The sequence below is a fragment of the Sorangium sp. So ce281 genome (assembly GCF_051527395.1).
Taxonomy (GTDB): domain Bacteria; phylum Myxococcota_A; class Polyangia; order Polyangiales; family Polyangiaceae; genus Sorangium; species Sorangium cellulosum_B.
Genome location: NZ_CP150322.1, coordinates 9,761,851 through 9,774,326 on the forward strand (window position 1 = coordinate 9,761,851; position 12,476 = coordinate 9,774,326).

The following is a 12,476-nucleotide window of genomic DNA, read 5'->3' on the forward strand; positions in this document are numbered from 1 at the left end:
ACCTTAGCTTTCGGTCAGGACGTGAGGGTATTGCACGCCTGGTGGTGCCGGCCTGGTCGCGCGGCGCGCGAGCGAACGAATCGCCCCCTGCGCCTTGCCACGAAGAACACGAGGCCTCTGTCGGCGTCTCCCGAGAAGACACCTCTCTGCGCCTTCAGGCGTCCTGGCGGTATCTCTCCTCGACTCGCCCGGTGCTCTGGGCAGCGCTCCTCTCCCAGAGCCCCAGCGCGCGCGCGCACGGCAGCACCACCTGGGCGAGCGCCGCGCCCTGCAGCGCGCGCACCTCGGCCACGGCGAGGTGGCCGTGCGCCGCGAGCGCCGCGGCGCGGCCGCCGCCCGGCTCGTCCCCCGGCGGGAGCGGGCGCCCGAGCGACGCCGCGGCGGCCTCGAACACCTCCGCCACGGCGCGGCGCACCGGCTCGCCGCCGGCCCCGATCGCCCACGCCACCGTCAGCCAGGCGAGCTCGGCGTGCCGCGCCTCGTCCTCCGCGATCACCTCGAGCGCCGCCCGCACCGCGGGATCCTCGGCTCGGGCGCGCTGCTCCGCCGCGATCACCGCGGCCACGGTCTCTCCGACGCAGCCCTCCTCCGCGGCGGCGCGCGCCAGCGCCGCGAGCTCCGCGGCGATCGGCACCGCCGGCGGCATCGGGAAGGCCGCCGGTCCCACGGGCGCGCCCCGGTAGGCGGATGCGAGCGAGAACCCGAGGCGGGCGTGACCTACCTCGTCGAGCGCGGCAATGTGGGCCGCCTCGACGAGCGACGACGGCGCGCCGTGCGTCATGAGATCCAGCGCGAAGCGCGCGAACGACGCCACCGACGCGTGCTCCTCCAGCGCGCCCCGCAGCCAGCCGCCGGCGAGCGTCTCCCGCTCCTCGTCCGTCAGATCCGCCAGCGAAGGCTGCTGCCCGCCGGCGCCGCTCGCCGTCGCACGCGCGAGCCACCCCGCCTCGGCCGGCCTCGGAGCGGCCGTGACCCGGTGCCCCTCCAGGGAGAAGGGCCGTCCCACCGCGGCGCAGTCGATGGTGTTCTCCTCGACGATCACCTCGTAACAGCACGCGCCGTCACGGCGGGTCGCGTCGCTCTCCACCGACACGATCGTGTCTTTCTCCAGCTCCACGTCCTTGCCGTCGCAGGGCTGGTGGATGGTGCTGAACTCCTCCAGCGCTGCGTCGCGGTCCAGGCAAGCCCCGAGCTCCTCGAACCAGTCGAAGCAACGGAGCTCCTGGGCGCTTTCGGCCTCGGCCGCGGCCTCCCCGCAGCCCGGCGCTGCGACGAGGAGCGCTGCGGCCGTCGAGGGGCCGGCGCTCAGGAGGAGACGGGCGATGAGCGTTCGTCGAAAGGATCGGTCGAGCAGCATGACGTGCACCTCCAGCCCATGCCCGCTGCCTCATGAGCGCTGCGAGGAGCTCGGAACAGGGCGGCTTGTGACCTGCTCTATCGCAAGACATGGTCCACCGCCGGTCGCAGCTCGAACGCGTCGAGACCAGCGGTTTCTGCGGGAAGCGCAGCACCTCCCCTCGATCGTCGCGCCGCAGCGCTGACACACTCCGGCACTCCCCGGCCCGGGCGTGACCGCGCCCGGACCTGCGCGACGGCGCCGCCTACTGGGGGCTCACGTTGGTCGTGAACGACGCGTTCCGCAGAACGCGCCGCTGGCCGAGCGGCGTCGCGAAGCCGTTTTCCTTGTGGAAGGTCGAGGTGCTCCCGCCGCAGCTCGGATCGTCCCCGGCCCACCGCTCCGGGCAATGCGCCATGATGTAGTCGCGATCCGGGTTGCTGCCGCCGGGGCCCTGCCACCGGGTGTGCTTGACGCAGGCGGCGCCGTCCGCCGTCCACTCGGCCTCGAGGCTCATGCCAGAGTCCACGGTCTCGGTCTGGATGCCGAGCGCATCCCAGACGTCGATCGCCGTCCCGGTCTGCGTGTGCGGCACGCCGTCGCCGCAGTAGTCCGCGCGCACCATGCGGATGCACGCTTGATGGAAGTACGAGAGATCCCTGTCCTCGCAGCCGCTCGCGTTGCACTCCGCCGCGGTCATCCATTCCCTGTAGCCCCACTCGGCGCACTTCCCGATCGCCGCGCCCTGGCAGGCGAACGTGAACATGCCCCCGTCGTCCGAGTGGACCCCCGTCGTCGCGTTCCACGTCCCCTTCACCGGGATCGCGTCGAGGCCCTCGCCGCAGATGTTCACCCAGACCCCGGAGCCGGCGTCGTACTTCACCGTGTAGTACTGGATCCCGTCGCGCTCGACGACGTTGGTGACGCGGACGACCACCGACGACCCATCGTCCAGGACCGCCTCGATGTCCGCGCCGATGAAGTCGGCCCCGGCGACGGGCGCGTCGTCGCCCTCGCGCGTGCCGACCAGCGTCGTCGCGTCCAGCGAGACGCCGTTGAAGCGGACCCCGTTGAAGCGGACCCCGTTGAAGCGGACCCCGTTGAAGCGGACCCCGTTGAGGTTCGTGCCGTTGAGCCCGATGTTGTTGAGCCGGCTCATGGCGAACGAGCTCTCCGCCGACTCCACCTCGACCTCGCCGCCGTCGAACTCCGCGACGCAGCCGGCGCCGACCGAGCTCAGCAAGACCATCGACCCTGCCAGGAACCCTCGCTTCAACATGATCGCCTCCGGACGCTGCCGCTAAAGCCGTGACGCCTTGCGCATCGACGGTCTTCCCTCGGGCGGTCGGGCCCCGATCACGCGAGCGATGGAGCCCGCGTCGGCTCGAGCGCCGCAGGCCTCGCCGCCCTCACGGTGGTGGAGGGAACGAGGCACAGATGCGGAGCCCGATCACCGGGTCGAGGAAAGTGCCATCAACGACGGTCCGGTTGTCACTTCGGACCGAGGTTTGATCATAGATATAAGCACCACCTCGCAACAGCACTTTGTCGGGCTCGATCGAAGAAATGGCCCACTCCAGCACGTTTCCCGCCATGTCATCGACCCCGAATGGACTACGTGAGGCGGGGTGCGAGCCCACCTCATCCGGCCCCATCGTGGAGCTCTCCTTGCCGTAGGTCTCATCGAAGTTGGCGTCGCCGGGAGACAACCTGTCCCCGTGCGGGAAGATGCGGCTGTCGGCGCCCCGCGCCGCGCGCTCCCACTCGTAGTCGGTGCAGAGGCGGGCTCCGCGCACGCGGCCTGTCCTGTGGAGCCACGCGGCATACTCGGTGGCCTGAGCGAAGGAGATGCCCGTGACGGGGAAACGAAGCCAGTCCTGCTGCGCGCGGACCGCCCGCGATGGGTACACGAGCGGCTCCCCTGCCCGCGCCGTATACGCGTGCACCGTGGGCTGAATCGTGAGCTGCCACACGCCGCTTGGCTGGCGGCGCAGCCCCATGGCGCCTGTCATGGCGCCGTTGCCCGCCTGGATGGACGAGCTGCCGCGGGACTCCTTCGGGAGCTCCTGGATGTAGTCGAGCCACTCCTGGAACGTCGTCTCGTGTCGCGCGATGAGGTACGCCCCTGTGCGGATCTCGTGGAGAGGAACGGTGGAGAGGAACGCCCACCGGTACATGTCGTCGAGGGCGGCGCCGAAGAGGAACCGGCCCGGCGGGACGTAGATGTACCCCGGGGGAACGTCCCCGGCGTGCGGCAGCGGGATGGAGAGCTTCAATGACTCTCCGCGTTGGACCAGGAACGGATAACGCACGATGGTGCGATTCCGCGCCTCGCAGGTGAGCAGGTAGGAGCCCTGCGCGAGCGCGATGCTCGCGAAGGGCGTCGTCCCGAGGAGGCGCTGGCCGGTCAGCTGCCGGCGCCCCTCCGCGTCATTCTCGTACCGCTCCAGCGTGATGTCCGCGCCGGGGGGATCGGTCTCGATGGCGACCTCGGCGGGCGCGTTCCATCGCTGCCGGCGCGCGCCGTCGGGATCGTACGTGGTCATGCGCTGGAGCAGCTCGTCGCGCAGCGAGGCGTGGCCGCGCGCGTCCGCGGCGAGCGCGCGCTCGTAGAGCACGTCGCCGAGCCGCGCGCGCGCGTCGTTGCGGGCGCCGTCGAGCGTGAGCGCCGCCTCCAGCTTCTGGCTCACCTGCAGCTGCAGCCGCTCGGCCTCGGCGGCGCGCCGCTGCGCGCGCTCCCAGAGCGCCTCCCCCTCGTCACGGAGCCGGCGATCGAACGCGGAGAGCGCCTCCGTGCGGAGCACCTCGGCCTCGGCGCGCTCGATCGCCGCGGCGGACGAGGTGAGCGTGGCCTCATGGATCTTCCTGTCCGCCCGCGCGGCGAGCTGGCGCGCCGCCCTGAGCTCCAGCGTACCGTAGAGCAGCGCGGCGACGAGCGGGACGCCCACGGCGAGGGCCCACCGGATCGCGCGCTGCGTCAGGACGGCGCGCCGCGACGCCCTCAGGAACGCCGCCTCGCGCGGCGGCAGCTCGGCGGGGTCGAGGCCCTTCGCCTCCTTGAGCTGGCGCGCGCTGAAGAGCGCGTCGCGGCGCCGGCCGAGCCGCTCCCACTCGGCGGCCGAGGCCTCGAGGCGCTGGCGCGTCGCGCGCTGCTCGCGCTGCTCCTCGAGCCAGTGGCGCAGCGTCCCCCAGCCGTGGATCAGGGCCTCGTGGGCGATCTCGTAGACCGTCCCCTGCTCGCCTTCGCGGGCGAACAGGAGGCGGCCCTGCACGAGCGCGTCGAGCGCGGCGCGCGCCGCCCCGTCGCCGCCCTTCTCCGCGAGCTCGCCCTCGGCGCGCCGCGCCCGCGTGCCCTGCGGGGTGATGAGCGCGCCGAGCAGCCGCCGCGCGGCCGCGTGGACCTCGGGCGCCATGCGGCCGAGCACGCGATCGGCGTGGCGGGCGAGCGCGCCCTCGACCCCGCCGATCTGCGCGAGGTCGGCGCTGCTGAGCGGCGCGTCGGGCGCGGCGCGGGCGTCCCAGAGCTCGGCGAGCGCGAACTGGAGGAGCGGCAGCCCGCCCTCGGCGCGCGCGGTGGACTCGACGAGCGCGTCGACGACCGCGTCGGACTCGAACGCGACGCCCTTGGCCAGCGCCGGCCCGGTGATGGCCTCGCGGAGCTTGTCCGCCGACATCGGGCGGAGCAGGTAGAGCGCGCGCTCGATGTCGTCGCCCAGGCCGGAGATGCCGGCGACGCGCGCGAGGAAGTCGCCGCGCACCGTGGCGAGCAGGCGCAGGGAGGGTGAGCGCGCCGCGAAGGCGCTGAGCACCTCGCCGACGAGCGCCGCCTCGCCCGGGCTGCTCAGCGTCGCGAGCTCCTCCATCTGGTCGATGAACAGCACGAGCCCGCCGCGCTCGCCAAGCCGCGCGCGCAGGTCGCGGGCGAGGGAGCCCGGCGCGGCGCGCACGGCCTGGGCGATGCGCTCGGCGGGCGCGCCGAGGACCGGCTCGAGCGCGGCGGCCAGCGCGGCGAGCGGGTGCCGGCCGGGCACCATCATGGCGGCCTGGAAGGCGCGCCCGCCGCCGAGCGCGCCCTCGAGCACGAGCGAGAGCACGCCGGCGCGGCAGAGCGAGGACTTGCCCGAGCCCGAGTCGCCGGCCACGACGATCATGGGCTCGGAGCGGAGCCGGTCGAGGATCGTCCCCGTCTCGGCGCTGCGCCCGTAGAACACGGCGCGGTGCTCGAGATCGAAGACGAGGAGCCCGCGGTAGGGGTTGCCCTCCGGGGCGACGGAGGCGTGGCGGTTCCTGGCGAGCAGCTGCTCGAGGGCGTCGCGCAGCTCGTCGCCCGAGGCGAAGCGGTCGGCCGGGTCGATCTCGAGGCACCGCTCGATGACGGCCGCGAGCCGCGGATCGACGCCCGGCGCGAGGGCGGCGAGCGGCCGGGGCGCCTCGGTCTGCACGACGAGCTGGAGCTCGGTCATCGGCACGTCGTCGTGCGGCGGGACGCCGGCGCAGAGCTCGAAGAGCAGCGCGCCGAGCGAGTACACGTCGGAGCGGCGCGTCGCGAGCTCGTCGCGCCACAGCTCGGGCGGCAGGTAGTGGGGCGTGCCGCCGCCGACGCTCGTCGTCGCGTCGAGCAGGCGCGCCGCCATCTCGGCCGCCTCGCGGAACTCGCCCTCGAGCGGCTCATCGCCGGGCGCGATCGCCGCGTCGGCGTCGCCCTGCGCTCCTCGCAGGGCCTCGCCGCCAGAGGGCACGTCCGCGCCGAGCGCGTCGGATCGCCCTCCGGGCATGTCGGATCGTCCTCCGGGCATGTCGGATCGTCCTCCAGGGACGTCGAATCGCCCTCCAGGGACGTCGAATCGCGCCCCGCGCGCGTCGGGCCGCGCGGCCGGCTCGAGGAGCTTTGCGAGGCCGAAGTCGAGGAGCTTCGCCTCGCCCTCCGCGGTGATCACCGCGTTGGCCGGCTTGATGTCGAGGTGCAGCACCCCCCGGCGGTGGGCGGCCGCGAGGCCCCGCGCGAGGCCCGCCCCGAGCTCGAGCACGCGGCGCGAGGGCATCGGCACGTCGACGCGATCGAGGCTCTGACCGCGGACGAACTCCGAGACGACGAACAGCCGCCCCCGGAGCTCGCCCACGCGGAAGACGGCGACGACGTTCGGATGATGGATGCGGGCGGCCGCGCGCGCCTCGGCGAGCAGCCGCGCGCGCACCTCGGCGTCCGCGGTCGCCGCGCGGATGAACTTCACCGCGACCATGCGGTCGAGCAGCGTGTCGTGCGCGAGGTAGACGTCGCCCATGCCGCCGCTGCCGAGCTTCTGGAGGAGCCGGTACTCCTCGAACCGCCGCGGCGGGTGGAAGCTCGACGGGCCGGGGCTGTCCGGGCCGAAGCTCGCCGGGGCGAGGCTCTCCGGGCCCAAGCTCGACGGCGGCAGGGCGTCGCCCGCCCGCGGCTCCGTCTCCGCGCCGCCGGGGCGCGGGATCGCCCGCGAGAGGGTTGAAGCAATCTTCTCTTTCACGAGGGCCCGCCTCGCGCCAAGCGCCCGGGGACTATACTCGAGCCGAGCGTTCTCCGCGTGGTCCGCCGCCTGACGCCGCGCAGCGCGGCGAGCGGCGCGCGGAGCCCCTCGCCGGCGCGCCGCACGTCGCCCGTGAGCCGCGCGGTCTCCTGCCCCGCGACGTCGCCGACGCGTGCCTGCGGAGGCGCCCGCAGCCTCCGGAGGATCTTCTCGCCCTCCGAGGGCTGGTCGGCCAGGCGCCAGGGGCAGGAGATGACCAGCGTCAGGGAGAAGCCGAAGAGGGCGCACGCCACGAGCAAGGGTCCTCCCCCCGCGCTCAACCCTGGTCCAGGCCCGTCGACTGGCCCGCTACGTAGCGCCACACGCCGTCGCGGCGCGCATAGACCTGCGTGGAGCGGAACCGCGCGCTGAACGGCTCGCCGTGCCAGGTCCCCTCGTCGCGCACCACGCAGGTCACCACGGCGAGCTCGCCGTAGCTGCGCACGCTGACCTCCTCCGCGGTCTGCGCGCTCCAGCGCAGCGCGCCCCCCGCGACCGCCGTGAGGTAATCGGACTTCCCCCAGAGGGCCCCCTGGGAATTGACGTACGAGAAGTCGTCTGCGAGGAGAAGCGCGAGCGCGGCGAGGTCGCGCGTCACGAGGGCGCGGGCGCGGCGTTCCATGACGTCGCGGATGGCTTGCCCGAAGGCGGGGTGTTCGTCGGTCATGGAGGTCCGCGGCTCCACGCAGTGTTACCCGCGCGCTCTGACGCCGTCGACGGTGAAGTCAGGCCGCGACGAGGTGTGGCGTGGCGGACAGCGCCGGCAGGATCGCGGGCATCGGACGGCGGCGGCCTGGGGGGGTCCGAAGGCCTTGGGGCGCACCGCGGAGCGCGCGAACAGGCGCGTCTTTCGATTCGGTCCATGAGGCCGAGTCAACCGCGCAGCCATCGACCCAATCATGAATCAACCAGCTTGTTCCGCAAGACCCGTAGACTGCGGAGAACCCTCTTGCGGTTCTTGGCAAGGCACATCCACCGGGGCAGCGTGGCCAGGTAGTCGCGGTCGGCCCAATGCATCCGCAGGCGCTCGCGCAGGGGACAGGCGATGTAGATCTCCAGGAGCGCGAGGTGGTGGCTGTTGATCGCATAGAGGGTGTGGCCGCAGCACGCGACCCGGAGCCAGTGCGATCCCTGCGGCGCGCTCGTCGAGCGCAACGATCTGCGCTGGGGGCTCACCCGCTACGGCCACGGTCGGCTCGGGATGCTGCTCGAGGCGAGCTCTCCGCCAGACGGTGAATGCGCACTGGCATGGAGTGCGCCTGTGCGCACAGAAAGACTTGCCCTGAGGATGATGACCTCGCCGGCCCTGGCAACACAAGGATTGTATGCAAAAATACCCTGAGTGAGCACGGGATCGATCGGCGTGTCCGCGCCGTCCGCCCATCTGAACCTGCCGTCGGATCCCGTGACGAGCACCCCGTCAGCCCACTCACCAACCCACTCGTTCTCGGGGTGTCCACCCAGCCACCAGAGGCGTCGTCCCAACGAACCACCACATTCCTGCTGACTTGGGCGCGCAGGGGCGTGAGCCGCTGCCTGACCCGCACCGCGACGTCGAGCACCCTCACCTTCTCGGGGGCGATCGCGTCGCCGGTCACCACCACGTCCGTGCCCAGCTTGGCGACGCCGAGATCCGACGGAAAGCGGAGGCTGCTCCGCACGGACGAGGATCCAACGGTTGGTCTTGCAGCCTATACGCAGGCACGCCGCGATCCCCGAAGATCGCTTCAGGCAAGCCTGCGCTCAGCGGCCGGTCATGTAGAACGTGCCGAGGCACATCTCGTCGGTCGTGCCCTCTCCCCAGACGACATCCCCGGGGACCCGCGGCTGTCCGTCGATGATCGGCTGCTTCTCGGGCGTGTTGTCCCAGTGGCACTCGATCGACAGCTTGTCGCCCGGCTCGAGCACCTTGGGCTCGGCGAGCCTGTAGTTTCCCTGCCAGTGGAAGTCCCAGCGCGGGATGTCGAGCGCACACTCCGAGCCGCCGCCGGCGCGCTCGATCTCGAGGCGCGCGCGCGTGCCGAGCGTGTGCATGTGGAGGCCCACCCAGTGGATCTCGATCGGCTCGTTGCCCGCGAGCGCCCGGGAGGGATCGGCCCCCCAGCGGTGGACGACGTCGCTCTCCAGGGCAGGGATCAGCATGGAGTCGCCGCTGAGCCAGGCCGGGTTCGCCCACGGCTGCATCGTGCCCTCCCGCTCGACCGAGCTCTCCAGCATCACGTCGATCGCGGTGCGATCCGGCAGCTTGCCCGCCGTCAGCGTGTTGTAGTGGACCTGCATGATCAGCCTGGAGCCAGGCTCGATCCGGGTGCCCGCGCCCGGCGGGAAGATCATGCTCCCGCCGCCGGGCACCCAGCCGCCGAGCCAGCGCGGCTTGAGCCCAGGGCCGCCGTAACAGGGATAACCCGGGCCCGGGTCGGCCGCGTCGAGCGCGTCGAGCTCGGCGAGCTGGTCCGGCGCCGCGATGAAGGCGATCACGTGGTGCACGACGCGCCGCTCGCCGGGCCTGATCCCGAAGCCGGTGACGTACCGCACGGCCTCCTCCGGCCAGTCGATCACGAAGCAGCGGTACTCGTCGGGCCCCGTCTGCGGGGTGTACTCGACCGGCATCTCGAGCGTGCGGTCCACACGAGCGAGCGCGGCGCTCGCCGGCGGGTCGATCGGCGGCCCCTCGTCCGCCGGATCGCCCAGGGCCGCGCCGCCGTCGACCCACGCGGCGATGGTCTGGATCTGCTGCTCGGACAGGGAGCGGTCGCCCACGTACTCGGCGCAGGTGTTGTCAGCCGGCCAGGGGGGCATCGTGCGCTCGACGACGGCCCGCTTGATGGGCGCGGCCCAGGACGCCGCGGTCTCGTGGCCCTCGAGCGAGAACGGCGCGACGCCGCCGTCGCTGTGGCACCCCGCGCACCGCGCGTCGAAGATGGGTTTGACGTCCCGGTAGTACGAGACGGCGACCTGGACGCCGCCGCCCGCCGCGGCCCCGGCGTCATCGCCGCCGCAGGCAGAGAGGACGGCCAGCGCCGCCGCAAGCCATGCCCATGAGCCCGTGGTCCCCGCGCACCTCGTCATAGAACACCTGCCTCGTGTCAGCGGCGCTCGTTGCCCCCGCCGCTCGCGGGCTCGCGCCGGAGGAAGAACGCGATGACCTCGGCGAGCTCGTCGCGCGCGGCCACGAGGAGCACCGTGGCGCCCCCCGCGACGACGGAGGAGCCGCGCGGCGCCTCGACGCGGCCATCCGGGCGGTAGACGCCGGCGAAGACGCACGACGAAGGGAAGCTCGCGCTGCCGGCGATGGTGCTCACCGTGCGGCCCGCGATCACCGAGTCGACCGGGACGTCGAGCTCGAACGCGACCGACTCGCCGGCGCCGAGCACCATCGCGTGGCGGACGCCCGGGTGCTCGATGGCGGTGGCCATCGCGCCGATGAAGACGTCGATCTCGGAGAGGATCTGGTCCACGCCCGCGCGGACGTACACGCTCCGGTAGGCGGGGTCCCGCATGCGCACCATGACGCGCTTGGCCCCCCCGGCCTGCGCGAGGAGCGCCACGGCGAGGTTGTCGGCGTCGCGGCGGAGCATCGCCACGACCACGTCGGCGCGCGCCACCTCGGCCTCCTGGAGGAGCCCGGCGTCGGTCGCGTCGCCCACGAGCGAGACGAGGCCGTGCCGCTCGAACGCGCTGTTGGCGATCGACTCGTCGCGATCGACGGTCGTCACGTCGTGGCCCATCTTCGCGAGGTGCACCGCGACGCTCAGCCCAGCGCGCCCGGCGCCCGCGATGAGAACGCGCATGTCAGCTCTCTCCTTCGTGCTCGTGAGGGTTCGCGGCGGGCGCCGCGTGTCCGCCGGGGAGCTCCACCATGGCCCTGTCGATCTGGTTCACGTGGGCGTGCGCGGTCTCGGCGGCGATGAGGCCGCGCCTCGCCGCGTCGAGCACCGCCGCCTTCTGCGCCGAGAGGAGGGCGAGATCGGTGAGGTGGTCGCGGACCACCTCGCCCTGCGGCGTCTGGAGCGCCACCTCCGCCTGGATGACCTGCCGCTGGAACGCGGCGCGGCGCTCGGCGTGCTCCTTGCGGGACACGAGGCCCGACGCGAGCAGATCGTCGAGCTCGGACTGGCCGCGCCGCGCCGCGATGAGCGTGGCCTTCGCGGCGTCGAGCGCGACGTCCGCGGTCGGGATCGCGACCCGCAGGAACTTGAGCAGCCGAGCGAACGGCAGCGCCTGCGCGACCAGCGTGACGAAGGTCACGCCGAAGACGATCGTGATCAGGCGGTCGCGGTACGGCAGCCCGCTCGGGAGGCTGAGGACCGCCGCCATCGACAGCGCGCCCTTGATGTTGCCGACCAGCATCACGTGCTGCCAGCGGAGGGGCAAGACCTCGCCCGTGAGCGCCCGGAGCACGCCGAAGCAGCCGTAGACGGCCACCGCCCTGCCCCCGTGCAGGGCGATCAGCGCGAGGCCGATGGACGCCGCCTCGCGCACGAGCATCTCCGCCTGGATCTGCATGCCGACGAGCTCGAAGAGCACCACGTTGAGGCAGAAGCCGCTCGTCTCCCAGAAGCCCTGGAGCGCGAGCACGCGCGAGGGCTCGAGGATGCGGCGCGCGGCCTTGCCGACGATCACCCCGAGGACCACGACGGCGATGACCGGCGAGGCGTGGAGCCGCTCGGCGAGCAGGGCCGTGGCGAAGACGAGCACGATGGAGGCGAGGATCGCGGTCAGGTGATCCGGCGTGCGGCGGAGGAGGGACGCGCCGACGGCGCCGAACGCGCCCCCGACGGCCGCGCCGCCGATCATGGCCAGGGCGAGCGCGCGGAAGGTCTCGGCGCCGTTGAAGGTGCCGCTCGCGAGGACCTGCGACGCGAGCACCACGAGCACGAGCGCCGTCCCGTCGTTGAAGAGGCTCTCGCCTTCCATGATGGCCGCCAGCCGGTGCGGCACGCGGACGCTGCGGAAAGCGAGCAGCACGCTCACGGTGTCGGTGATCGAGAGCAGCGCGCCGAGGAGGAGCGCCGCCGCGAACGGGAGCGCGAGCAGCTGCGTCGCCACCGCGGCGGTGCCGAGCAGCGAGATGAGCACGCCCGGCACGGCGAGCGCGAGGATCGGCCGGCTCGCGCTCCTCAGGCTGTCCGCGTCGGCGAACAGGGCGCCCTCGAACACGAGCACCGGGAGGAACGCGATGAGGATGACCTCCGGATCCATCGGCGCCTTCGGGAGCACGTCGACGACGACGAGCAGCAGCCCCACGAGCACGAGCGCGACGTTGTAGGGAATCGCGACGCGCTTCGCCCCGATCGCGACCGCCGAGCCGACGGCCAGGACGAGGAGCAGGCTCTCGAGCCGCTCCCTCATGAGGCACCTCGAAGCCGCGGCGCGAGGGAGGGCGCCCGCGGCGGGCGCGTCGCGATGTGCACGGGATCCGCGGGAGAGCTCACCGTGGATCCTGCGCTACCTGATCGCCTCCGGAATCGCAAGACGCGAGAGGCGTCGCCGGGCGGCCGAACGAGAAGCGCGCGCGGCCTCGCGTGCGCGCGCCTCTCGCTCGGCCGCCCGGGAAGAGGTGCGATATCGACAGATCACATGACACGACATCGACGACA

General features: G+C 72.9%; 9 protein-coding genes. All 9 read right to left on the bottom strand.

Going from position 1 to position 12,476, the window contains the following annotated elements; translation table 11 throughout:
• Window positions 1-154: 154 nt before the first annotated feature.
• The 9 genes from WMF27_RS37110 to WMF27_RS37150 all read right to left on the bottom strand — a co-directional run bounded on the left by WMF27_RS37110 (window position 155) and on the right by WMF27_RS37150 (window position 12,228).
• Entirely contained in the window at window positions 155-1,357 is a 1,203-nt protein-coding gene (locus tag WMF27_RS37110) for a ferritin-like domain-containing protein (protein WP_437764154.1), read from the bottom strand.
• A 244-nt stretch (window positions 1,358-1,601) separates the two neighbouring features.
• Window positions 1,602-2,615 carry an ADYC domain-containing protein gene (locus tag WMF27_RS37115; protein WP_437764153.1) on the bottom strand — a complete coding sequence of 338 codons (1,014 nt, stop codon included), beginning with the start codon at window positions 2,613-2,615 and terminating at the stop codon, window positions 1,602-1,604.
• Window positions 2,616-2,745: 130 nt separating this feature from the next.
• Window positions 2,746-6,837 carry an nSTAND1 domain-containing NTPase gene (locus WMF27_RS37120; RefSeq protein ID WP_437764152.1) on the bottom strand — a complete coding sequence of 1,364 codons (4,092 nt, stop codon included), beginning with the start codon at window positions 6,835-6,837 and terminating at the stop codon, window positions 2,746-2,748.
• A gap of 316 nt (window positions 6,838-7,153) precedes the next feature.
• Complete coding sequence (locus tag WMF27_RS37125; RefSeq protein WP_437764151.1) at window positions 7,154-7,543, bottom strand: nuclear transport factor 2 family protein; 390 nt, start codon at window positions 7,541-7,543, stop codon at window positions 7,154-7,156.
• A 230-nt stretch (window positions 7,544-7,773) separates the two neighbouring features.
• Complete coding sequence (locus WMF27_RS37130) at window positions 7,774-8,052, bottom strand: hypothetical protein (RefSeq protein ID WP_437764150.1); 279 nt, start codon at window positions 8,050-8,052, stop codon at window positions 7,774-7,776.
• Complete coding sequence (locus tag WMF27_RS37135; RefSeq protein ID WP_437943361.1) at window positions 8,049-8,537, bottom strand: DUF2169 domain-containing protein; 489 nt, start codon at window positions 8,535-8,537, stop codon at window positions 8,049-8,051. The genes WMF27_RS37130 and WMF27_RS37135 overlap by 4 nt, the downstream gene beginning before the upstream one ends.
• Before the next feature lie 82 nt (window positions 8,538-8,619).
• A complete protein-coding gene (locus tag WMF27_RS37140; protein WP_437764149.1) occupies window positions 8,620-9,945 on the bottom strand; it encodes a monooxygenase in 1,326 nt (441 codons plus the stop codon).
• Between the two features lie 17 nt (window positions 9,946-9,962).
• The gene (locus tag WMF27_RS37145; RefSeq protein ID WP_437764148.1) at window positions 9,963-10,667 is read right to left on the bottom strand and encodes a potassium channel family protein; all 705 of its coding nucleotides are present in this window, start codon (window positions 10,665-10,667) and stop codon (window positions 9,963-9,965) included.
• Window position 10,668: 1 nt separating this feature from the next.
• Window positions 10,669-12,228 (bottom strand): cation:proton antiporter, encoded by a 1,560-nt coding sequence (locus WMF27_RS37150; RefSeq protein WP_437764147.1) that lies wholly within the window; start codon window positions 12,226-12,228, stop codon window positions 10,669-10,671.
• Between the last annotated feature and the right edge of the window lie 248 nt (window positions 12,229-12,476).